Source organism: Pseudomonas sp. ABC1 (genome assembly GCF_013395055.1).
Lineage (GTDB): Bacteria > Pseudomonadota > Gammaproteobacteria > Pseudomonadales > Pseudomonadaceae > Stutzerimonas.
Map to the genome: position 1 here is coordinate 1760436 of NZ_CP058349.1, position 23607 is coordinate 1784042.

The 23607-nt window shown below is 66.0% G+C and carries 19 protein-coding genes; 6 read left to right on the plus strand and 13 right to left on the minus strand.

Annotation, left to right across the window (positions count from 1 at the left end; all coding sequences use genetic code 11):
* Positions 1–73 precede the first annotated feature (73 nt).
* From HW090_RS07800 to eutC, 6 genes are all read left to right on the plus strand, one after another.
* Positions 74–1594, plus strand: coding sequence for an aldehyde dehydrogenase family protein (locus tag HW090_RS07800; RefSeq protein ID WP_179112980.1), 1521 nt, complete (start codon positions 74–76; stop codon positions 1592–1594).
* Between the two features lie 261 nt (positions 1595–1855).
* Positions 1856–3136 (plus strand): ethanolamine utilization protein EutH, encoded by a 1281-nt coding sequence (eutH, locus tag HW090_RS07805; protein WP_179112981.1) that lies wholly within the window; start codon positions 1856–1858, stop codon positions 3134–3136.
* Positions 3137–3155: 19 nt separating this feature from the next.
* Positions 3156–4595 carry an ethanolamine ammonia-lyase reactivating factor EutA gene (locus tag HW090_RS07810; RefSeq protein ID WP_179112982.1) on the plus strand — a complete coding sequence of 480 codons (1440 nt, stop codon included), beginning with the start codon at positions 3156–3158 and terminating at the stop codon, positions 4593–4595.
* A 35-nt stretch (positions 4596–4630) separates the two neighbouring features.
* A complete protein-coding gene (locus tag HW090_RS07815; RefSeq protein ID WP_179112983.1) occupies positions 4631–6826 on the plus strand; it encodes an ethanolamine ammonia-lyase in 2196 nt (731 codons plus the stop codon).
* A gap of 67 nt (positions 6827–6893) precedes the next feature.
* Positions 6894–8288, plus strand: a complete 1395-nt coding sequence (locus HW090_RS07820) for an ethanolamine ammonia-lyase subunit EutB (RefSeq protein WP_179112984.1) — start codon at positions 6894–6896, stop codon at positions 8286–8288.
* Between the two features lie 11 nt (positions 8289–8299).
* A complete protein-coding gene (gene eutC / locus HW090_RS07825; RefSeq protein WP_179112985.1) occupies positions 8300–9124 on the plus strand; it encodes an ethanolamine ammonia-lyase subunit EutC in 825 nt (274 codons plus the stop codon).
* A 712-nt stretch (positions 9125–9836) separates the two neighbouring features.
* On the opposite strand, the gene ribD is transcribed toward eutC, so the two are convergent.
* The 13 genes from ribD to HW090_RS07890 all read right to left on the minus strand — a co-directional run bounded on the left by ribD (position 9837) and on the right by HW090_RS07890 (position 23484).
* Entirely contained in the window at positions 9837–10958 is a 1122-nt protein-coding gene (gene ribD, locus HW090_RS07830) for a bifunctional diaminohydroxyphosphoribosylaminopyrimidine deaminase/5-amino-6-(5-phosphoribosylamino)uracil reductase RibD (RefSeq protein ID WP_179112986.1), read from the minus strand.
* Positions 10958–11422, minus strand: coding sequence for a transcriptional regulator NrdR (gene nrdR, locus HW090_RS07835; protein WP_131186051.1), 465 nt, complete (start codon positions 11420–11422; stop codon positions 10958–10960). The genes ribD and nrdR overlap by 1 nt, the downstream gene beginning before the upstream one ends.
* Positions 11423–11598: 176 nt before the next feature.
* Positions 11599–12165 (minus strand): flavin reductase family protein, encoded by a 567-nt coding sequence (locus HW090_RS07840; protein ID WP_179112987.1) that lies wholly within the window; start codon positions 12163–12165, stop codon positions 11599–11601.
* A gap of 22 nt (positions 12166–12187) precedes the next feature.
* Complete coding sequence (parC, locus tag HW090_RS07845) at positions 12188–14440, minus strand: DNA topoisomerase IV subunit A (RefSeq protein ID WP_179112988.1); 2253 nt, start codon at positions 14438–14440, stop codon at positions 12188–12190.
* Positions 14437–14961 carry a TIGR02281 family clan AA aspartic protease gene (locus tag HW090_RS07850; protein ID WP_179112989.1) on the minus strand — a complete coding sequence of 175 codons (525 nt, stop codon included), beginning with the start codon at positions 14959–14961 and terminating at the stop codon, positions 14437–14439. Before HW090_RS07850 ends, parC begins: the two co-directional genes overlap by 4 nt.
* A complete protein-coding gene (locus HW090_RS07855; RefSeq protein WP_179112990.1) occupies positions 14958–15935 on the minus strand; it encodes an esterase-like activity of phytase family protein in 978 nt (325 codons plus the stop codon). Before HW090_RS07855 ends, HW090_RS07850 begins: the two co-directional genes overlap by 4 nt.
* On the minus strand, positions 15932–17818 hold the full coding sequence (gene parE, locus HW090_RS07860; RefSeq protein ID WP_179112991.1) for a DNA topoisomerase IV subunit B: 1887 nt from the start codon (positions 17816–17818) through the stop codon (positions 15932–15934). The genes HW090_RS07855 and parE overlap by 4 nt, the downstream gene beginning before the upstream one ends.
* Positions 17819–17836: 18 nt before the next feature.
* Positions 17837–18448, minus strand: coding sequence for a YqiA/YcfP family alpha/beta fold hydrolase (locus tag HW090_RS07865; RefSeq protein WP_179112992.1), 612 nt, complete (start codon positions 18446–18448; stop codon positions 17837–17839).
* Between the two features lie 93 nt (positions 18449–18541).
* A complete protein-coding gene (gene cpdA / locus HW090_RS07870; RefSeq protein WP_179112993.1) occupies positions 18542–19345 on the minus strand; it encodes a 3',5'-cyclic-AMP phosphodiesterase in 804 nt (267 codons plus the stop codon).
* Positions 19342–19803, minus strand: a complete 462-nt coding sequence (locus HW090_RS07875; RefSeq protein WP_179112994.1) for a DUF1249 domain-containing protein — start codon at positions 19801–19803, stop codon at positions 19342–19344. Before HW090_RS07875 ends, cpdA begins: the two co-directional genes overlap by 4 nt.
* Entirely contained in the window at positions 19800–20417 is a 618-nt protein-coding gene (locus HW090_RS07880; protein ID WP_179112995.1) for an NUDIX domain-containing protein, read from the minus strand. The genes HW090_RS07875 and HW090_RS07880 overlap by 4 nt, the downstream gene beginning before the upstream one ends.
* 322 nt (positions 20418–20739) lie before the next feature.
* Entirely contained in the window at positions 20740–23115 is a 2376-nt protein-coding gene (gene pbpC / locus HW090_RS07885) for a peptidoglycan glycosyltransferase PbpC (protein WP_179112996.1), read from the minus strand.
* Between the two features lie 33 nt (positions 23116–23148).
* Complete coding sequence (locus HW090_RS07890; RefSeq protein ID WP_179112997.1) at positions 23149–23484, minus strand: endonuclease domain-containing protein; 336 nt, start codon at positions 23482–23484, stop codon at positions 23149–23151.
* Between the last annotated feature and the right edge of the window lie 123 nt (positions 23485–23607).

Below are 23607 nucleotides of genomic sequence, written 5' to 3' on the forward strand. Positions count from 1 at the left end.
TTTGCTCTAAGCTCATTCAAGCGCTACGGCGCGCATCTCCACCAAAGAAGACCAAAAAGCAGGAGTACCCATCATGCGTTATGCACATCCTGGCACCTCTGGCGCCATCGTTTCCTTCAAGAAGCGCTACGGCAACTACATCGGCGGTGAGTTCGTCGAGCCGGTCAAAGGCCAGTACTTCACCAACACCTCGCCGGTCACGGGCGAAGTGATCGCCGAATTCCCACGCTCCACCGCCGAGGACATCGACAAGGCCCTCGACGCCGCCCATGCCGCCGCCGACGCCTGGGGCCGCACCTCCGTGCAGGACCGTTCGCTGGTGCTGCTGAAGATCGCCGACCGCATCGAGCAGAACCTCGAACTGCTGGCCGTCACCGAGACCTGGGACAACGGCAAGCCGGTGCGCGAGACCCTCAACGCCGACGTGCCGCTGGCCGCCGACCACTTCCGTTACTTCGCCGGCTGCATCCGCGCCCAGGAAGGCGCTGCCGCCGAGATCAACGACACCACCGCCGCCTATCACTTCCACGAGCCGCTGGGCGTGGTTGGCCAGATCATCCCGTGGAACTTCCCGCTGCTGATGGCCGCCTGGAAACTCGCCCCGGCCCTGGCCGCCGGCAACGCCATCGTGCTCAAGCCCGCCGAGCAGACGCCGCTGTCGATCACCGTGCTGCTGGAAGTGATCGGCGACCTGCTGCCGCCGGGCGTGCTGAACATCGTCCAGGGCTTCGGTCGCGAAGCCGGTGAAGCGTTGGCCACCAGCAAGCGCATCGCCAAGATCGCCTTCACCGGCTCCACCCCGGTCGGCTCGCACATCATGAAGGCCGCCGCCGAGAACATCATTCCGTCGACCACCGAGCTGGGTGGCAAGTCGCCGAACGTGTTCTTCGAAGACATCATGCGCGCCGAGCCGGAGTTCATCGAGAAGGCCGCCGAAGGCCTGGTGCTGGCGTTCTTCAACCAGGGTGAAATCTGCACCTGCCCGTCCCGCGCACTGGTGCAGGAGTCGATCTACGACGACTTCCTCAAGGTCGTGATGAAAAAGATCGGCCAGATCAAGCGTGGCGATCCGCTGGACACCGACACCATGGTCGGCGCCCAGGCCTCGCAACAGCAGTTCGAGAAGATCCTGTCCTACTTCGACGTTGCCCGTGAAGAGGGTGCCGAACTGCTCGTTGGTGGTGCGGTGGAGAAACTGGAAGGCGGCCTGGCTACCGGTTACTACATCCAGCCGACGCTGCTCAAGGGCACCAACGACATGCGCGTGTTCCAGGAGGAAATCTTCGGCCCGGTGGTGAGCATCACCACCTTCAAGGACGAAGCCGAAGCCCTGGCCATCGCCAACGACACCGAGTTCGGCCTGGGCGCCGGCGTCTGGACCCGCGACATCAACCGTGCCTACCGCATGGGTCGTGGCATCAAGGCCGGTCGCGTGTGGACCAACTGCTACCACCTGTACCCGGCGCACGCCGCGTTCGGTGGCTACAAGAAGTCCGGTGTCGGCCGCGAAACCCACAAGATGATGCTCGACCACTACCAGCAGACCAAGAACCTGCTGGTCAGCTACGACATCAATCCGCTCGGGTTCTTCTGATCCCGGCTCATCCCTGGAGTGCCAAAGCGGTGCGCATGACGCGCCGCTGCGACCGCTCTGGGATGAACAGCCAGAACCAGCCATGCCCCATTGCGGGCATGGCGTTCCGATAACGCACCATGAAAGAGCGCAACCAGGGAAGAAAACGCACCAACAGGGAACGTCATAACAACTATTGAAGGCTTATCTGCCGCCTGCGTCGCACTGGCCTTCAAATTGCTTCGTCAAGCTCGTTCAAGAACACAACAAAGGGCAAGAGCAATGGACCAGATAGGAAATTACGTTCTCTACGTAATCATGTTTTGCGCGGTTCTCGGCGCCTTCGCGGCCATCCGGGACAGCGAGAAAGGCCTCGGCAAGGAATTCATGGAGGGTATCCATGCCACGGGCTACATCTTCGTACCGGCGGCCGGCATCATGGCCTCCATCCCCTACCTGACCGTCATCATCGAAAGTGTCTTCGGACCGTTCTTCGACGCCCTGGGCGCCGACCCGGCACTGGCGGCGACGATGATCATCGCTTCGGACATGGGTGGCTATCACCTCGCCTCGGCCCTGGCGGCCAGCAAGGAAGCGCTGATCATGGCGCTGATCACCGGCTTCATGGGCGGCGCCACCATCGTCTTCTCGATCCCCATGGGCCTGGCCATGCTCGACAAGCGTGACCACAAGTACATGGCGCTGGGCATCATGTCCGGCATCCTGACCATCCCGGTCGGCGTACTGATCGCCAGCGTCATCCTGGTGTTCAGCAACCCGATGGTGCGCGAAGTGGTCGCCACCAACGGCGAGGCCACCTACCAGTTGGCCATGGCGCTGGGCGGCGTGTTCGCCAACCTGCTGCCGATCATCATCTTCGTGGTGGCCCTGGCCCTCGGCCTGCGCTTCCTGCCGGACCTGATGATCAAGGGCTTCATCGGCTTCGGTCGTGGCCTGGACGCTCTGATCAAGCTGGTGCTGGTGTTCTCCATCGTCGAATACTTCACCGGCGTGTTCACCATCGTGCTCGGCGGCTGGGGCTTCGACCCGATCATCGCCGACGCCGAGGACCAGACCCGCGCCCTGGAAACCGCCGGCTACATCGGCATCATGCTGGCCGGTGCCTTCCCGATGGTCTACCTGCTGCGCAAATACTTCGGCGGCCCGCTGGAGACCCTGGGCAGCAAGGTCGGCCTGAGCGCCGTCGGCAGCGCGGGCATCCTGGCGACCATCGCCAACATCCTCGCGATGTTCCGCCTGGTACGCCTGATGCCGCCGAAGGACAAGGTGCTGAACATCGCCTTCGCCGTCTGCGCGGCCTTCCTGCTCGGCGACCATCTGTCCTTCACCGCCAACTTCCAGCCCACCATCATCCTGCCGGTACTGATCGGCAAGCTGCTGGCCGGCTTCGTCGCCATCGGCCTAGCCTACTGGCTGTCGGTACCCAAGGCCCTGGAACTGGAGAAAGAGGACCGCGCCGCCGGCATCATCGAGGAAGGCGAGTACCTGAGCCCGGAACTCCGTGGCAGCGAATTGCCGACGAAGAAGACCGCCCAGGTCTGACACGACGAGGTGAGCGAGCATGTCGCAGGCCATTGCCAATGGCGGTCAGGTGCTGTTGCTGGGGTTGGACTTCGGTTCGACCACCAGTAGCGCGCTGGTCGCGCAGGCCAGCATCAGCAGCCATTGCGTGACCGGACGCATGGCCCTGCAGGACCCGCGCGTGCTGTACCGTGGCGAACCGGTGTTCACACCGTTCGACCACGGCAGCATCGACCTCGATGCCGTACGCGGCCTGATCACCACCTGGCTGGACGAGGCCGGTGTCAGCGCCGACGCGCTGTTCTCCGGCGGCGTCATCATCACCGGCCTGGCCGCCCAGCGGCACAACGCCCAGGCGCTGGCCGAACTGGTCGGCGAGCGGGTCGGCGATGCGCTGGTCACCCGCGCCGACGATGGCGGCCTGGAATCCTGGCTGGCCTTCATGGGCAGTTGTTCGACGCTGAGCCGCTTCCATGACGACCAGCCACTGTTGAACCTGGACATCGGTGGCGGCACTACCAATGCGGCACTCGGGCTGGGTGGCAACGTGCTGGCCTGCGGCTGTCATTTCATCGGCGCCCGTCACCTGCAGTTCGAACCAGGCAGCTACCGCCTGAGCGGCCTGTCACGCTTCGGCGAACGGCTGTTGCAGGCACTGGGCATCGATCGCCGGATCGGCGACGAACTCGACCAACGGCAACGGGATGCCGTGCTGGACTGGAATATCCTGGCGCTGCTGGCCATCGTCGAGGGCGACCGAGCGTTCTTCGAAGGCGAGCTGGGGCAACTGATCGAGCAGATTCCGCTGCACCTGCCGGCACTGGCGGACGCCCCTGCCGTGACCTTCTCAGGTGGCGTCGGCGAACTGCTCTATCGCCACCTCGACGGCCAGTCCTTGCCCGGCACCACTCACTACGGCGACCTGGGGATCGACCTGGCGCTGGCCATCGCCGCGACCCCGCGCCTGGTGCGCGATGCACGGCGGCTGGTGCCGGAAAACCGTGGCCGCGCCACGGTCTACGGGCTGACCCTGCACAACACCGAGATTTCCGGCATCACCCTGTTCCTGCCGCGTCCGCAGGCGCTGCCGCTCAAGGACCTGCCCATCGTCGCGCGCCTCGGCACCGATGCCAGCCAGGCGCAACTGGCCGACGCCATTACCCTGGCGCGCAGCAGCCAGAGTGGCGCCTGTCTGCAACTGCTGGACAGCGGCAATGCGCCGGGGTTACAGGGTATACGCCAGCTCGGTGGGCGCCTGGCCGGTGCCATCGCCCAGGTCGGCCCGGACGCCGACTGGCCGCTGGTGATCCTGCTGGAGAGCAACGCCGGCAAGGCACTGGGCAACTACGCCAGCGACTGGGGGCGTTTGCCGGTCAACCTGCTGGTGATCGACGAGGTACGCGAACGCCACGCGCACTACGTCAACCTGGGAAAACCCCGGCAGCAGATCGTGCCGGTCGCCTTCTACGGCGTGCACTGAAACGACAATAACAATATCCGTACAGGAGAAGCCGCATGTCCCTCAAAGCCCTCGAGCAGATCCACATTCCCAGCGCAGCGGCCGAGCGTCGCTACGCCACCCGCGTACTCGACCGCCAGATCGAATTCCCCAGCCTCAAGGCCGTGCTCGGTGCCGCCGACGTCAGCAAGGCCGGCGACCGCGTGGCCGGACTGGCCGCCGCCGACGAAGTGACCCGTGAGGCCGCGCGCAAGGTGCTCTCCGAGCAGACCCTGCAGCATTACTACGACCACCCGCTGACCGACCGCCACGGACGCGTCGACAGCGTGATGCGGGTCAACTACGACATCGACCTGGCCACCTTCGGCGAGATCGCCGGGCTCACCCTGGGTGAACTCAAGGACCGCCTGCTGCGCAGCAACGGCAACGAGATCCGCCGTATCGGCCAGGCACTGACCGGCGTGATGGCCTCCGCGCTGACCAAGCTGCTGGACGTCCACGAACTGATCCTGCTGTCGAAGAAACTCAAGAGCGGTGCGGCCTCCAAGGCACGCACCCTGGTCGGCCTGCCCGGCACGCTATCGTCGCGGCTGCAGCCCAACCACCCCACCGACAACCTCAGCGGCATCACCCTGCTGGTCTACACCGGCCTGAGCATGGGCTCGGGCGATGCGCTGATCGGCCTCAACCCGGCCATCGACACCGTCGACAACATCAGCGCCACCCTGCGCCACCTGGACAAGCTGCGCCGCGAGACCGGCGCGCCGACGCAGATCTGCGTGCTCTCGCACATCAAGACGCAACTGGCCTGCCTGGAACAGGGCGCGCCGGTGGAGATCATGTTCCAGAGCCTGGCCGGCACCGAGCGCACCCTGACCGACGAATTCGACGTCACCGTCGAACTGCTCGACCAAGCCTGGCAGACCATGCGTGAACAGGGGCCGCTGCGCGAAGTGGCGGAAAACTTCATGTACTTCGAGACCGGCCAGGGCAGCGAGCTGACCTACGGCAAGCATGAAGGTATCGACATGACCACCACCGAGGCGCTGTGCTACGGCCTGGCGCGGCGCTACAAGCCGTTCATGGTGAACAACGTCACCGGCTTCATCGGCCCGGAGACCCACCTGGACAACTTCGAGATGACCTACTCCTGCCTGCAGGACCAGTTCATGGGCAAGCTGCTCGGCCTGCCGATGGGCATGGCGCCCTGCTACACGCTGCACTCGCAGGTCACCGTGGAAGGCCAGCAGATGGCCACCGAGCTGCTCACCGCCGCCGGCGCCAACTTCTTCATGGACGTCTACCTGAGCACCGATCGCATGCTCGCCTACTTCGACACCAGCGCCCATGACAACCAGACCCTGCGGGAAATCCACGACCTGGCGCCAGCACCGGAATACCTGCGCTGGGCGCTGTCCAAGGGCATCTTCGACGAGGACAGCAGCGGCAACATCAGCCGTGGCCCGAACTGGGGCAATCCGCGCATCTTCTGCGAGTCGGACATCGACTTCCAGCGCCTGAGCGAATCCACCCCCGCCACCTACGGCTTCGACAACGCCGGGCCGCGTCCGGCCAACCGCGTGGCTCGCACCGTGCGCGCCAACCTGGCGGTGGCCCGCGAGGCGATCTACGTCGACCTGCGCCCCACCGAGATCGCCGATATACCGCTGCGCGAACTGCATACCCGCGCCCCGGACAAACTGGCCCACCTGCAGGATCCGGAGCTGGGCGCACGCCTGGCCGAAGAGGAACTGCAAGGCCTGCTGCCGGAATACAACGACGTGCAGATCGTCATTTCCGACGGCCTCAGCGCCGAGGCCATCCACCACAACATCCCCGACCTGCTGCCAGTGCTACTGGACGGCCTGCGCAGCCGCGAACTGCGCATCGGCCAGCCGATCCTGGCGCCCTATGGGCGGGTCAAGCTGGCCGAGTCGGTGGGCGAGGCGCTGCAACCGCAACTGATCGTCGTGCTCATCGGCGAGCGCCCCGGCGGCGACGCCCTGGCCTCGCGCAGCATGTCCGCCTACCTGGGCTACCGCCTGCCGGACGACAAGGCGCGCGAGCAGGCGGCCCGCTTCAGCGGCAATGCCGACATCCGCTACGAGTACACGGTGATTTCCAACATTTACAGCGGTGGCCTGCCGCCCATCGAGGGCGGCAGCGTGGTGGCCGAGAAGATCTTCGAGATTCTCCAACACCGCGCCGCCGGTAACCGCCTGGAAAGCCTGTTGAAAAAACGGGCGTCCTGAGCGGTCCGATTTCCATATGGACTCGCCGGCGAGTCCATTGAGTTACACACATTTCCAGGAGACTGAGATGGCACCCTATTCCCACAGCATCTGCGGCCAGACCTGGCGCTTCGACAGCCTCAAGGAAGTCATGGCCAAGGCCAGCCCGGCACGCTCCGGCGACTACCTGGCCGAAGTCGCCGCCGGCAGCGATGCCGAGCGCGTCGCCGCACAGATGACCCTGGCCGACATCCCGCTCAAGCAATTCCTGCAGGAAGCGCTGATCCCCTACGAGCAGGACGAAGTCACCCGGCTGATCATCGACACCCACGACGCCCAGGCCTTCGCCCCGGTCAGCCACCTGACCGTCGGCGGTTTTCGTGACTGGCTGCTGTCCGACCAGGCCAGCGAGGCCTCGCTGCGTGCGCTGGCCCCTGGCCTGACGCCGGAAATGGCCGCCGCCGTGTCGAAGATCATGCGCGTGCAGGACCTGGTGCTGGTGGCGCAGAAGATCCGCGTGGTCACGCGCTTCCGCAACACCGTCGGCCTGCGTGGGCGCATGTCCACCCGCCTGCAACCCAACCACCCGACCGACGAACCGGCCGGTATCGCCGCCAGCGTGCTCGACGGCCTGCTGTACGGCAACGGCGACGCCATGCTCGGCATCAACCCGGCCACCGACAGCCTGTCGTCGATCTGCGCCATGCTGGAAATGCTCGACGCCATCATCCAGCGTTACGAAATCCCGACCCAGGCTTGCGTGCTGACCCACGTCACTACCTCCATCGAGGCGATCAACCGTGGCGTGCCGCTGGACCTGGTATTCCAGTCCATCGCCGGCACCCAGGCGGCCAACGAGAGCTTCGGCATCAGCCTGGAAATCCTCCGCGAAGGCTACGAGGCCGGGCTGTCGCTCAACCGCGGCACCCTCGGCAACAACCTGATGTACTTCGAGACCGGCCAGGGCAGCGCGCTGTCGGCCAACGCCAACCATGGCGTCGACCAGCAGACCTGCGAAACCCGCGCCTACGCCGTGGCGCGCCACTACAAACCCTTCCTGGTCAACACCGTGGTCGGCTTCATCGGCCCGGAATACCTCTACAACGGCAAGCAGATCATCCGCGCCGGCCTGGAGGACCACTTCTGCGGCAAGCTGCTGGGCGTGCCGATGGGGTGCGACATCTGCTACACCAACCATGCCGAGGCCGACCAGGACGACATGGACATGCTGCTGACCCTGCTCGGCACCGCCGGCATCAACTTCATCATGGGCATTCCCGGCTCGGACGACGTGATGCTCAACTACCAGACCACCTCCTTCCACGATGCGCTCTACGCGCGCAAAGCGCTGGGCCTGCGCCCGGCACCGGAGTTCGAGGCCTGGCTGGAAAAGATGAACATCCTGCACCAGCAGGATGGCCAGTTCCGCCTGGGCGACAGCCTGCCGCCGGCGTTCCGCCAGGCGCTGGCCCACCTGGCCTGAGGAGACCGGACATGAGCGACGAAAAACAGCCACAGACCGCCAATGGCGCCGTCGACAACCCCTGGCAGGAACTGCGCCGCCTGACCCCGGCGCGCATCGCCCTGGGCCGCGCCGGTACCAGCCTGCCGACCCGCCCGCAACTGGACTTCCAGTTCGCCCACGCCCAGGCGCGCGATGCCGTGCACCTGCCGCTGGACACCCAGGCCCTGGCCGATGGCCTGAAGGAACGCGGCCGCGAATGCCTGCACCTGCACAGCGCCGCCAGCGACCGCCACACCTACCTGCAACGCCCCGACCTGGGCCGCCGCCTGGACGACGAGTCGGCCCGCCAGTTGGACGCCTTCTCGGCCGAACATGCGCAAGGTTTCGACCTGGCCATCGTGGTCGCCGACGGCCTTTCCGCACTCGCGGTGCAGCGCCACACCCTGCCCTTCCTCGAACGCCTGGAGGAACAGGCACTCAAGGAAGGCTGGTCGCTGTCACCGGTCGCCCTGGTGGAACAGGGCCGGGTGGCGGTGGGCGACGAGATCGGCCAGCGCCTCAAGGCACGCATGGTGGTGATGCTGATCGGCGAACGGCCGGGCCTCAGCTCGCCGGACAGCCTCGGTCTGTATTTCACCTACGAGCCGCGCGTGGGCCTGACCGACGCCAGCCGCAACTGCATCTCCAACGTGCGCCTGGAAGGGCTGAGCTACGGCATGGCCGCCTACCGGCTGCTGTACCTGATGCGCGAGGCCTGCCGCCGGCAACTGTCGGGTGTCAACCTCAAGGACGAGGCGGAAGTCCCAGTGCTCGAAGGCGAGACCAAGGTGGGTAACTTCCTGTTGGAGAACTGATACTGCGAGTCAGGGCAATCGCGCCGTATGAGGGCTGGAACCTGGTTGGCAATGTTGTCTGGGCTTTTTACGTACACCCGTGACAGGTGTGGTGGCCGAACTACCGGTTTCGGCCTTACGCCGAGTCACTTTCTCTTGTTCGCACAAGAGAAAGTAACCAAAGAGAATGCGCCCCCAGCATACGGCCCCTGCGCTTTGCTCCGGGGTTCCCTCGCTCCATCGCCGTTCCAGGGGCACGCCGCGAAGGGCCATCCATGGCCCATCGCGCCTCTCGCGGCATCCCTGCCGCTCAACCCCTTACACGACGATTCCGCTCGGCCTCCTGATGGGGGTGGTGAAGCGGGCGGTGACTGGAAGACCGAATTAAACAAACTTGATTGAAGTTTATCTTTAGGCCTTGTCTGCAAGAGATATCACAGGCGCAGCATCCCCCCCTTTCAGAAGGCTGAACGCAGGCATTGCGTAGGGGAGCGAGTGGCATAGATGCCACGAGAGGCGTAGAGGGCCATGGATGGCCCTTGTACGCCGGCCCCCGGAGCGATGCCGGAGTGAAGGAACCCCGGAGCGAAGCGCAGGGGCCGTATGACAGGGGGCGTGTTTCTTTGCTTCCTTTCTTTGCACGAGCAAAGAAAGGGAGGCGCCGTAAGGGCGCAACCGGTGGCACAGCCACCACACCTGCCACAGGTGTACGCAAAAAGTCAGAATTGAGTATCTACACCTGAACACTCATTGGCCGGGCAATGATCTGCCAGTCGTCGCCGATACGGCGGATATCCTCGATACGCAGTTCACGCGCCTCGCTCATGCGCTCCAACGGTAGCTCCAGCAGCGGGCGCGCCGAGGAGCCGAGGAACTTGGCGGCGACGAACAGGCGGTATTCATCCACCAACCCCAGCGCGGCGAAGGCACCGGCCAGACGCGGGCCGGCCTCCACCAGCAACTCGTTGACGCTCCGCGCCGCCAGCTCACGCAGCAGCGCCGGCAGATCGACATGGCCGTCCTCGCCTGGCAACGACAGCAGCTCGCTGCCAGCAGCGCGGTAGCCCTCATCGTTCCCACCCGCCTGCGCCGTCGCCACCAGCGTCGGCCCGGCCTGGAAGAACGGTGCATCCAGCGGCACCCGCAAGCGTCCGTCGACCAGCACGCGCAAGGGCGGGCGCTCCAGCGCCAGGGCCGTCTGCTCCGCATCCAGCCCCAACTCGGCGCCGCGCACGGTCAAACGGGCGCCATCCGCCAGCACCGTATCGGCACCGCTCAGCACCGCGCTGGAGCGGGCGCGCAGGCGCTGCACTTCGGCCCGCGCCTGTGGCCCGGTGATCCACTGGCTTTCGCCACTGGCCATGGCGGTACGACCATCCAGGCTCATCGCCAGCTTGACCCGCACCCAGGGCAGGCCACTCTCCATACGCTTGATAAAGCCCGCGTTGAGCGCCCGCGCCTGTTCTTCCAGCACCCCGACCCGCACCTCGATACCGGCATCCGCCAGGCGCTGCATACCACGTCCGGCCACCAACGGATTGGGGTCGAGGGTCGCCGCCACCACCCGCGCCACCCCCGCCCGGGCCAGCGCCTCGGCACAGGGCGGCGTACGCCCGAAGTGGCTGCACGGCTCCAGCGTCACATAGGCCGTCGCCCCGCGCGCGGCCTCGCCGGCCTGGCGCAAGGCATGCACCTCGGCATGCGGCTCGCCGGCGCGCACGTGCCAGCCCTCGCCGAGCAGTTGTCCGTCGCGCACGATCACGCAACCGACCCGTGGGTTGGGATGGGTGGAGTACAGCCCCTGGCGCGCCAGGCGCAGGGCATGGGCCATCCAGGCCTGGTCGTTGGCCGGCATCACGGCTTCCCCGGCTCGCGGGACAGACGCTCGATTTCCTCGCGGAACTCGTTGAGGTCCTGGAAGCGCCGATAGACCGAGGCGAAGCGGATATAAGCCACTTCATCGAGCTTCTGCAACTCGGCCATCACCAGTTCGCCCAGCACCCGCGACTTGATCTCGCGCTCGCCGGTGGCACGCAACTGGTGCTTGATATGGGCAATCGCCGCCTCCAGCCGCTCGATGCTCACCGGACGCTTCTCCAGCGCACGCTGCATGCCGGCACGCAGCTTGTCCTCGTCGAATGGCTGGCGGCTGCCGTCCTGCTTGATCAGGCGCGGCATCACCAGTTCGGCGGTTTCGAAGGTGGTGAAACGCTCGCCACAGGCGAGGCATTCGCGGCGGCGACGCACCTGGTCACCCTCGGCGACCAGGCGCGAATCGATGACCTTGGTGTCATGGGCGGCGCAGAAGGGACAATGCATAAGTAACCACGGTGGCGGGTGGGTCGGGGCCGACATGGTAGCGCATCGCATCCGGGCGACAAACGTATGGGCCATCGCCCGCTCATTCACCCAGCCCTGACCACCAGTAGCGATGTGCGGCGGCTCGGCCTGGTTCGCGTACAAAGCGACAAAGCGTAACCCCAAAGGCGCGACGCCTATTCGATCGCCTCTCCAATGGCGTAGTAATGCCCACCCGCCACATGGTGCAGGCTGCGCCAGGAGTGATCGGCATCTTCAAAATGCCAGCGGCCGTCACGGAATACGCGGGTATCGGCCCAGGCCGCGACCACCTCGCCGATAAACAGGTCATGAACAGACTGGTTGTGCGGTTCGGCGATCAACTCACAGGCCAGCCAGGCCGAGCACCCGGCCACCAATGGCAGATCCTTTCCGTCCAGATCGAACGTCTCGACACCCGCCTGCACCAGTTTGTCCGGCTGCTCATGCAGGCTGTGGTTGCCGACATGGTTGACCAGCCCCAGTTGCGCCACGGTCGGAACCTGGATAGCGAAACGCCCGCTGCGCTCGATCAGCTCGCGGGTACGGGAGGCCTTGTCCAGCACCACCGTCAGTTTCGGCGGGTCGAAATCCAGCGCACAAGCCCAGGCCGCCGCCATTACATCATCGACGCCCGCGTGCCGGGCCGAGACCAGCACGGTCGGGCCATGGGTCAGCAGGCGGTAAGCTCTGGACAGCTCCACAGGCGCGGTAAAGGGACTCATGGCGACTCCTTGGCTTACGACGTCAAACCTCGACCTGCAGGCAATCCACCCGCTGGAACCCCCTCGGCAGCTTGTTGCCACGGCGACCACGCTCGAACTTGTAGTGGTCGATGTCTTCCGGCTTGAGGGTGTAGGGGCGCTTGCCGGCTTGCAGCACCAGCCTGGCATCGGCGGGCAGTACGGCAATATCGATCACGTATTCCTCGCGTGCCACCACGCGGTCGGCGGAAATGCTGATGATCTTGTTGCCCTTGCCCTTGCCCAGTTGCGGCAGGTCGCGTACCGGGAACAGCAACAGGCGGCCCTCGGACGTCACAGCGGCCAGCCAGTCGTTCTCCAGGCTGCCCACCGGACGTGGCGCCAGCACCCTGGCGCCGGCCGGCAGGGTCAGCAGCGCCTTGCCGTCCTTCTTCCTGGCCAGCAGGTCTTCACCCTTGACCACGAAGCCATAGCCGGCGTCCGAGGCCAGCACATAGAGCGCGTCGTCCTCCGGCAGCAGCACGCATTCGAAGGTCGCACCGGGCGGCGGCGCCAGGCGGCCGGTCAGCGGCTCGCCCTGGCCCCGTGCCGAAGGCAATGTATGGGCGGCCAGGGAGTAGCTGCGGCCGGTCGAGTCGATGAATACCGCCGACTGGTTGGAGCGCCCAGGCGCCGCATCCTTGAAGCCATCGCCGGCCTTGTAGGACAGTCCGGTGGCATCCACGTCGTGGCCCTTGGCGCAGCGTACCCAGCCCTTCTCGGACAGCACCACCGTCACCGGCTCGGAAGGCACCAGCTCGTTCTCGCTGAGGGCACGGGCCTCGGCGCGCTGGACGATCGGCGAACGGCGCTCGTCGCCGTACTTTTCGGCATCGTCGAGGATTTCCTGCCGTACCAGCTTCTTCAGCTTGGCCTCGCTGCCGAGCAACGCCTGCAGGCGTTTCTGTTCCTTGAGCAGTTCGTCCTGCTCGCCACGGATCTTCATTTCCTCCAACCGCGCCAACTGCCGCAGGCGGGTGTCGAGGATGTAGTCGGCCTGGATCTCGCTGAGGCCGAAACGCTCCATCAGTACCGGCTTCGGCTGGTCCTCGGTGCGAATGATATGGATCACTTCGTCGAGGTTGAGGAAGGCGATCAGCAAACCTTCCAACAGGTGCAGGCGCTTCTCCACCTTGTCCAGGCGGAACTGCAAGCGACGGCGCACGGTGATGAGGCGATACTGCAGCCACTCGACCAGCATCTGCCGCAGGCTTTTCACCGCAGGCCGGCCATCCAGGCCGATGACGTTGGTGTTGACCCGGTAGCTGGACTCCAGGTCAGTGGTGGCGAACAGGTGCTGCATCAGCTCCTCGGCATCGACCCGATTGGAGCGCGGGATGATGACGATGCGGCAGGGGTTTTCATGGTCCGACTCGTCGCGCAGGTCGGCCACCAGCGGCAGCTTCTTGGCCTGCATCTGCGCGGCGATCTGCTCCAGCACCTTGGCCCCGGAGACCTGGTGCGGCAGCGCGGTGACGACGATATCGCCGTCCTCGACGCTGTAGACCGCGCGCATGCGCACCGAGCCACGCCCGGTTTCGTAGATTTTCAGCAGGTCCGCGCGCGGCGTGATGATCTCCGCCTCGGTGGGGAAGTCCGGCCCCAGCACATGCTCGCAGAGCTGCTCGACCGTGGCGTTCGGCTCGTCCAGCAGGCGTACGCAGGCGGCGGCGACTTCGCGCAGGTTGTGCGGCGGCACGTCGGTGGCCATGCCCACGGCGATGCCGGTGGTGCCGTTCAGCAGCAGATTGGGCAAGCGCGCCGGCAGGGTCGCCGGCTCGTCCAGGGTGCCATCGAAGTTGGGCACCCAGTCCACCGTGCCCTGGCCCAGCTCGCTCAGCAGCACTTCGGAATAGCGCGACAGCCGCGCCTCGGTGTAACGCATGGCGGCGAAGGATTTGGGATCGTCCGGAGCGCCCCAGTTGCCCTGGCCGTCGACCAGGGTGTAGCGGTAGCTGAACGGCTGCGCCATCAGCACCATCGCTTCGTAGCAGGCACTGTCGCCATGGGGGTGGAACTTGCCGAGCACGTCGCCGACGGTACGCGCCGACTTCTTGTGCTTGGAGTCAGCGTTCAGACCCAGCTCGCTCATGGCGTAGACGATGCGCCGCTGCACCGGCTTGAGGCCGTCGCCGATATGCGGCAGGGCGCGGTCCATGATCACGTACATGGAATAGTTGAGATAAGCCTGCTCGGTGAACTCGGCAAGGGAACGGCGCTCGACGCCGTCCAGGCTCAGGTCGATGGTTTCGCTCATGGTCGATCCGTGGCGTGTTGGCGCAGCACCAGGGTGCCGGCGCGCTGGGTGAATTCGAGTTGTTTCAGGGCACTCATGCCGAGCAGTATCTGCTCGCTGTCGAAGCCCGGCGCCACCAGGGCGCGTACGTCATGCAGAACGATATCGCCGATCTCCAGACGCTTCAGAACGGTACGGTAGCCGGTGGTGCGGCCATTGGCGGTCTGCAGTTGCAGCGGCGCGCCCTTCTCCAGGCCGAGCCGTTCGATCAGCTCGGCGGGGATCGCCACGTCGGTGGCACCGGTATCCAGCAGGAACACCACCGGCTGGCCATTGATCCGGCCACTGGCGACGAAATGCCCCTGGGCGTTACCGGCCAGTTGCACTTCGATCTCGCCGCCTTCGATACGCGACAACGGCTGGCTGTTGGGGTTGACCTGGCTGGCCTCCCAATCGGCGAAGAAGCGCACCGCCAGCCACAGGCCAAGGCCCCAGGCCAGCAGCATCATGATCCGGCCGATGCGGCTACCGGCCTGGCTCACGGTGCGTTCCAGCCACCGGGTGGCGCTGCGAAGCGCCAGACCAGCGGACGTTTCTCGCCGTCCTCGCGGCGCTGGCCGTTGTTGTCGACGCCGACCCAGGCCCCTTGCGCATCGACCCACAGCGCCTCGGCCACACCGAAAGGCGTGTCGTAACGACGCCCCTCGGCCAGCGCCGCGCCAGCGAACGACCAGCACTTCTCCGCCTCGCCATTGCTCGGGCTGCGACGGCAGATGCGGTAACCGGAGGATTCCAGGGTGAACAGTTTCTCGTTGAAGAACGCCAGCCCGGTAAAGCTGCGCGCCACCGGCCTGGCGCCCGCCTGACTCAGGGAAGGCTCATGCCCACCCTCGCTCATCAGCACGCAGCCACCGGCGCAGCGCCAACTGTTCTGCCGCCGGTGCAGCACCATCAGTCCGCGCCGCTGGCGTTCGGCAGCCAGCCACAGGCGCTCGCCCGCCGGGTCGACGGCAATGCCTTCGAACAGCGCATTGAAGTGCAGCAGCATGCCGCTGGCACGCGCCTGGCGCACCAACGAACCCGGCAGGACCAGCCATTCGGCCTGGCTGGCCGGGTTGAGCCGCAGCACACCGGCATGCGCCTCGCTGACCAGGTAGCGGTTACCCTGGGCATCGCAACTCAGGCCTTCGAAATCCATCTGGCCGCCACGCACCAGGCCGCTGCTCCAGGCGCGCATGCGCATGCCCCAGGGCAGCCCGCTGTCGGGCGGCGACGGCAGGTCGAAATGTTCGGCCTCGGCCTGCCAGGGAGACACTGCCGTGTCGAGCCGGTAGACCCGTTCGTCGTCGCGGTCGGACAGCGCCCACAGCGCATCGCCGCACCAGGCAAGCCCGGACAGGTTGCCCTGCGCCATGCCCTCGACCACGTGCTCGCCCTGCAGCGTCAGCTCGGGCAGCGTCTCGGCCTGCGCCAGCGGCGCCAGCAGGCTCAGCGCCAGTAACGCGCGAGCGATCAAACCAGCACCTCGGCCAGGTTGCCCTTGGATTCCAGCCAGTTCTTGCGGTCGCCGGCGCGCTTCTTGGCCAGCAGCATGTCCATGATTTCGCGGGTGCCGTCGAAATCCTCCAGGGTCAGTTGCACCAGGCGCCGGGTGTTCGGGTCCATGGTGGTTTCGCGCAACTGGGGCGGGTTCATTTCGCCCAAGCCCTTGAAGCGCGTGACCTGGGGCTTGCCACGGCTCTTGCCGGCCAGCAGGCGGTCGATGATGGCGTCGCGCTCGGTCTCGTCCAGGGCATAGTGGATTTCCTTGCCGAGGTCGATGCGGTACAGCGGCGGCATTGCCACGTAGACATGCCCGGCTTCCACCAACGGGCGGAAGTGACGCACGAACAGCGCGCAGATCAGCGTGGCGATGTGCAGGCCGTCGGAATCGGCATCGGCGAGGATGCAGATCTTGCCGTAGCGCAGTTCGCCCAGATCCGGCGAGCCCGGATCGACGCCGATGGCCACGGCGATATGGTGCACTTCCTGGCTGGCCAGCACTTCGCTGCCGTCCACTTCCCAGGTATTGAGGATTTTCCCGCGCAGCGGCAGGATCGCCTGGAACTCCTTGTCCCGCGCCTGCTTGGCCGAGCCACCGGCGGAATCACCCTCGACCAGGAACAGTTCGGAGCGCATCGGGTCCTGCCCGGCGCAATCGGCCAGCTTGCCGGGCAACGCCGGCCCCTGGGTGATCTTCTTGCGCTCGACCTTCTTGCCCGCCTTGAGCCGGCGCCCGGCGTTGCTGATGGCCAGCTCGGCCAGTTGCAGGCCCAGCTCCGGATGGGCGTTGAGCCACAGGCTGAAGGCATCCTTGACCACCCCGGAGACGAAGGCCGCCGCCTCGCGGGACGACAGGCGTTCCTTGGTCTGCCCGGAGAACTGCGGCTCCTGCATCTTCATCGAGAGGACGAAGGCGATACGCTCCCAGACGTCCTCCGGCGCCAGCTTGACGCCACGCGGCAGCAGGCTGCGGAACTCGCAGAACTCGCGCATGGCATCCAGCAGGCCCTGGCGCAGGCCGTTCACATGGGTGCCGCCCTGGGCCGTGGGGATCAGGTTGACGTAGCTTTCCTGCACCGCGTCGCCGCCCTCGGGCAACCACAACAGGGCCCAGTCCACTGCCTCCTTGCTGCCGGCCAGCGCACCGGTGAAGGGCTCGTCGGGCAGGCGCACGAATTCACTGACCGCATCCACCAGGTAGCTGCGCAGGCCGTCCTCGTAGTGCCACTCGATCTTCTCGCCGCTGCCCTTGTCCCAGAAGCTGACGCTCAGGCCGGGGCACAGCACCGCCTTGGCCTTGAGCACGTGCTTGAGGCGGCTGATGGAAAATTTCGCGGAGTCGAAATACTTGGGGTCGGCCCAGAACTGCACGCTGGTGCCGGTATTACGCTTGCCGACGCTGCCGACGACTTCCAGGTCGCTGGCCTTGAAGCCATCGGCGAAGGTCATCAGGTATTCGTTGCCGTCACGCCGGACGCGCACCTCGACGCGGGTCGACAAGGCGTTGACCACGGAGATGCCCACGCCGTGCAGACCACCGGAAAACTGGTAGTTCTTGTTGGAGAACTTGCCGCCGGCGTGCAGCTTGGTGAGGATCAGTTCCACGCCCGGCACACCCTCTTCCGGGTGGATATCCACCGGCATGCCCCGGCCATCGTCGATGACCTGCAGCGAATTGTCTTCGTGCAGGATCACCTGCACCGAACGGGCATGCCCGGCCAGCGCCTCGTCGACGCTGTTGTCGATGACTTCCTGAGCCAGGTGGTTGGGGCGCGTAGTGTCGGTATACATCCCCGGACGCTTGCGGACCGGGTCCAGGCCGGAAAGGACCTCGATGGCTTGTGCGGTATAAGACATGGGCGTTTCTTGATGTCCTCAATGTTCGGGAAGTTCGGCCTCGGCCGACGGCAGCAATCCGGCGAACGCCAGCACGTCCGGCAGGCGTTCGGCGAACCCCTGGAAGCCGTGGTCGCCGCCTTCTTCTATATGCAGCGAGCAGCCCTGGTAGAACGCCTGCGCCAGGCGGTAGTCGAGGGTCTCGTCACCGGTCTGCAACCAGACCTGGAAGCGCTCGGCATCCTGGGGCGGAGCCACTTCCAGCTCGGCCAGGGCCTGCACATGGTCTTCGGTCAGTTCCCAGCGTTCGCCGGTGTAGAGGTTGGTCTGCGGCCCCAGGTAACCGTCGAACAACAGACGGTGCGGATTGACTGCCGGATTGACCAGCAGGGCCTTGAGGCCATGGCGCTCGGCAAGGTGGGTGGCATAGTAGCCGCCCAGCGAACTGCCGACCAGCACGGGCCGCCCGCCCAGGTCGGCGATGGCCTCCTGCAACTGGGCGATGGCCTGGCGCGGGTGATGGTGCAGTGCCGGTACGCGCAATCGATCAGCCAGCCCCAGCCGCTCGCAGAACGCGATCAACTGGGTCGCCTTGCCCGATTGCGGTGCACTGTTGAAACCGTGAATGTAGACAATGCCGGATGTTTTCATGGAACGGGAGGCTACTTGGGCCAGCGGCAAGCTGCAACAACGCTTGACCACCAAACGCTTCAGGCCAAGCCCTGACGTGAAGTCGCCACCCGCTCAATAATCCCCGCCCTGCAAGTCCACCGGGAACGTCCCTTGCGCGATGCGGGAAACGCCGGTTTCCACCCGGCCATCACCATGCAGGCGCAGCCAGCGATAACCCGGCGCCTGCGGCGAAACCTGGAAGTCCGCACTGTGCGGGGTGAACTGCACGCCGGTGGAGGGTGACGCCAGCAGGCGCAAACCGTCACGCGACTGGTCGAAGGCCTGGTGCACATGACCCCAGAGCAGTACCCGCACCGCTTCATGGCGCGCCAGCAAGGCCATCAGGGCATCGCCGTTGCGCAGCCCGATGCCATCCATCCACTGGCTGCCGATGGCGACCGGGTGATGGTGCAGTGCGACCAGGCAGTGCCGCCCTTCCGCCGCCTGCAATGCCTGCTCCAGCCAGGCCAGGCGCTCGTCCGGCAGATGGCCGAACACCGAACCGGGCACGGAACTGTCCAGCAGGATGATGCGCCAGGCGCCCAGGTCGGTGACCGGCTGCAGCATCTGCGCGCTGGCGACACGGGCCATCGCCTCGCCTTCGTCATGGTTGCCGGCGCACCAGCGCACGGGCGCGTCGATGCGCGCATGCTGCTCGCACAGGTGCCGGTAGGACTGCTCCGAGCCGTCCTGGGACAGGTCGCCGGTCGCCAGCAGCAGGTCGATACGCGGCTGCTCGCGCAAGACCTGGTCCACCACCGCCCGCAGGCTGTCCAGCGTGGGCAACCCCAGCAGGCAGCCGTCCGGCTCGGCGAACAGGTGGTTGTCGGTCAGTTGCACCAGTAGCAGTGGGTCACGCTCAGTACCCGGCGTCATGTGTCGAACCCTGCGGTCGCCACTTCCGGCTCGTGGCCGAAGGCCTGGGCATGGGCCAGCCACTGGCCGAGGAACAGGTTGAGCTGGATCTTCTCGTCGGGCTGGTGCATCTGGGCATTGGGGTAGCTGTAGATGCCCCGGAAATGCCGCGCATGCTCGGCGCCGACCACCTCGGCCATGCGTGCGTCGTGGTAGACCCGCAGCGTCAGGCGCGGCACCGGCAGCCAGGGCAGGCAATGCTCCTGGCTGAGCTGCACCATGCTGGTGTAGGGGCAGACCTCGACCACCTCCAGCACCATTACGCCGGTCAGCAGGTCGCCCTGGCTCAGGGCCACGCGGCGGACGCCGCACTGGCTGCGCATCTCCGGCAGGAAGCGCGACAGCCGCGCATAGTTGGCCTCGCAGGTGGCCTGCAACTCGGAAAGATCGACCCGGTAGCGCTCGCGAACGGCGGTCATGACCAGCGCCTGCGCACGTCATCGCGGTTGAGCGCCAGCCATTGCAGGGCAATGATGCTGGCGGCATTGTCGATGCGGCCGTCGCGCACCGCCTGCAAGGCCTGCTGCAATGGCCAGACGTGTACGCGGATATCCTCGCCCTCCTCTTCCAGCCCGAACACCCCGCCCGCCCCTTCGCTGTCGCAACGCCCCAGGTAGAGGTGGACATACTCGTCGCTGCCGCCCGGCGAGGGGAAATAGCGCGCCACCGGCCAGAGTTCGGCCAGCGCCAGGTTGGCCTCTTCGAGCGCCTCGCGGTGGGCAACGTCTTCGGGGTGCTCGTCCTTGTCGATCAGCCCGGCCACCAGTTCGATCAACCAGGGGTTGGCGCTCTTTTCCAGTGCGCCGATGCGGAACTGCTCGATCAGCACCACCCGGTCGCGCACGGCGTCATAGGGCAGTACGCAGACCGCATCGTGGCGGATGAACAGCTCACGACTGATCTCCCGGCCCATGTCCCCGTTGAACAACTGGTGCCGCAGGTGCACGCGATCGAGGCGATAGAAACCGCGAAAGCACGGTTCGCGCCGAGTCACTTCGACATGCTGGGGACTGGATGGATGCTTATCGCTCATGGACTGCTCTCTGGTACGCAGAACGGGGAAGACGACAGGATTATCCATACGAGTGCCGAGCCTTGTCACCCCCGGTCTTGTAGTCGAAATCCGGACCGCGTACCGGCAAGCGCCCTCTCCCCAGCCCTCTCCCGCAAGCGGGAGAGGGGGCAAAGCGTGCCTGACTTGAGCACTGGGCCCCGACTTCGCAGGAACGACGAATAAGACCATCACGCCCCCCAACCTCGTCATTCCCGCGCAGGCGGGAATCCATGCGATCGCGCTAGCGCTATCGGTCTTGTTGGCAAGCGCTATCCGACGCGCAGCAGATCGTAAACAGGTTCTAAGGACTTTCGACACTGAACTCCAGGCTCACCGTCTGCCCACCTTCATCGAGCACGCTGAGCTGGTGCCGGCCCGCCGCGAAGGCATGGCTGAAGGTTGCATCGGCCTCGCTCTCCCCCAGCGGTTGCCCATCGACGAACCACCAGCGCCGGCCGCTGCCGCCCAGTGTCGAAAGATCCAGGCGCAGCGGCTCGGCACTGTTCGACAGGCTGCGCAGACGATCCCCCTGCCTCACGCCGACAATCGACAGCGGCGCGGCCTGCGCCGGCAACGTCGGGGCGCAGTTGGCATCCACCGCAGGCAAGCGTGCCTGGCGCCGTTCACGCCGGGACAGCCAGGGTTCCAGAGGAGCCGGCCACAGGATCAGCTCACGCATCTCGGCCCCCACGCAACCCGGCGCGACACGCCGCCCCTGGGCATTGACCCAGAAGGTTTCGCGCAAGCCACTGCCCAGCGGCTGGTCGGCTGCCAGCAGTGTCGGGGGCGTGGTGCCCTCCAACGTCCAGGCGAAGCGCAGGCGCCGGCAGTTCGGGTCGTCAGGACTCATCGGCAAACCCAGCGGCCAGCAGATTGCCGCCACGCCGACCTCGGCGGGCTGCGGGTCGGCCGGTGCCGCGATACCGCGCTGGCGATCTCGATTGGCCAGCAGGTCATGCACCTGCAACAGCAAGGGCGCCGCCGAAGCCAGGCCGAACTGCCCCGGCACCGGCGTACCGTCGGGACGACCGATCCACACGCCGATCAGGTGCCGTGGGCCGACACCGATGGCCCAGGCATCACGAAAGCCATAGCTGGTGCCGGTCTTCCAGGCCAGGCTCGGACGCTGCACCAGGTAGGCACGCGGGTCGCGATCCGGACGCGCCTGCCCCGACAGAATCCTGCGCACGATCCAGGCCGCACCGGGCGACAACAGGCGCCGCTCCCGCAGTTGCTCATCCGGTTGCAGGCGCGGACGCGCAGCCAGCCCCGCCCGAGCGAAGGCACTGTAGCCAGTGACCAGCGACTCCAGGCGAGCACCTCCACCACCGAGAATCAGCGCCAGGTTGGGTTCGGCCAGCGCCGGCAGATGGATCGGCAGGCCGACGCCACGCAGTTCACCGGCAAAACGCTTCGGCCCGTAGGCTTCGAGCAACTGCACGGCCGGCAGGTTGAGCGACGTGGCCAGCGCTTCGCTGGCCGACACCGGGCCGATGAAACCGCTGGAGAAGTTACCGGGGCGATAGTCGCCGTAATGCCGTGGCACGTCCTGCAGCAACGACTCGGAATGGATCAGCCCGGCATCCAGCGCCATGCCATAGAGGAACGGCTTGAGCGTCGAACCGGGCGAACGCAGCGCGCGCACCATGTCGACATGGCCGAAGCGCGCCGTGTCGCGGATATCCACCGAGCCCAGATAGGCGCGCACAGCCATGCTTTCGTGCTCCACCACCAGGATCGCCGCCGAGGTGCGCTCGGGCAGGCGTGCGCGCCAGCCCATCAGCAGGTCCTCCAGGCGCAACTGCAGGCCGGCATCCAGGGTGGTGTGGATCAGCGCCGGACTGCCTGCTCGGTTCAGGCGACGCGCCAGCAATGGCGCCAGACTCGGCTCACGCCGTGGCGCCAGGAACACCGGTTCCTCCAGCGCCTCTGCGATCAGTGCCTCCGGCCATACGGCGAACTCGCCGAGGCGCCGCAGCACCTTGTCCCGTGCCGCCCGTGCCCGTTCGGGATGACGATCCGGACGCAAGCGGCTCGGCGCCTGGGGCAGCACGGCGAACAGGGCCGCTTCGGCACGGGTCAGTTGGCTCGGCGGCTTGCCCAGGTAGCTCCAGCTGGCGGCAGCCACCCCTTCGAGGGTGCCGCCGAAGGGCGCACGGTTGAGGTAGAGCGCGAGGATTTCATCCTTGGACAGGTGCCACTCCAACTGAGCCGTACGCCACAGTTGCTTGAGCTTGCCCGGCAGGTCACGGGCATGCGGATCGAGCAGACGCGCCACCTGCATCGACAGGGTACTACCGCCGGAAACCACGCGCCCGCCACTGGCGTTCTGCCAGGCCGCACGCGCCAGGGCCAGCGGGTTGACACCGGGGTGCTGGCGGAACCAGCGATCCTCGTAGGTCAGCAGCGCATCCAGGTAATAGGGCGAGACTTCGTCGGGCTGCACCGGGTAACGCCACACGCCGTCGCGGTCGGCGAAACGCCACAGCGGCGTACCGTCCTCGGCCAGCACCACCCGGGCCTGGTCATCCTCGGGCAGCGGCAGTGGGAATAGCAGGTCGGCGAGCCAGAGCAGGAGTGGGGGAAACAGGAGGAGAAGGAGCCAGCGCCTCCCTCTCCCCCAGCCCCTCTCCCGCAAGCGGGAGAGGGGAGCCGTTCGGCGTACAGCTTCGGTCATGCTGACATCTGCCCTGAATCACCGGAGCAGCACCTACTCGGCAGGACGAACAGCTTGGTGAATCCGCTCAAGAACAGCCTCCGTTTCCAGTAGAGCCTCATGATTCCAGAAACGCAGCACGCGGTAGCCTCGGCTCGCCAGATAGCGGTCACGTATTTTATCTGCCTCGCTCTGCTGATGCTGGCCACCGTCCAGCTCGATGACCAGCCAGCGTTCCATGCAGATGAAGTCGACAATGTAAGGGCCAATGGGTTTCTGCCGTTTGAACTTCAGGCCAAGAAAGCGGTGGCCACGCAGGTAGTACCAGAGCCGCTGCTCGGCGTCGGTCATGTCGCGGCGCAGGCGCTTGGCGTTATCGAGTAGTGTCATGGTTCCTCCTTGAACCCTTGCCCTCTCCCCCGGCCCCTCTCCCGCAAGCGGGAGAGGGGAGCAAATGCGTTCAGCTCCCTCTCCCATTTATGGGAGAGGGTTGGGGAGAGGGCGCCTTTACGC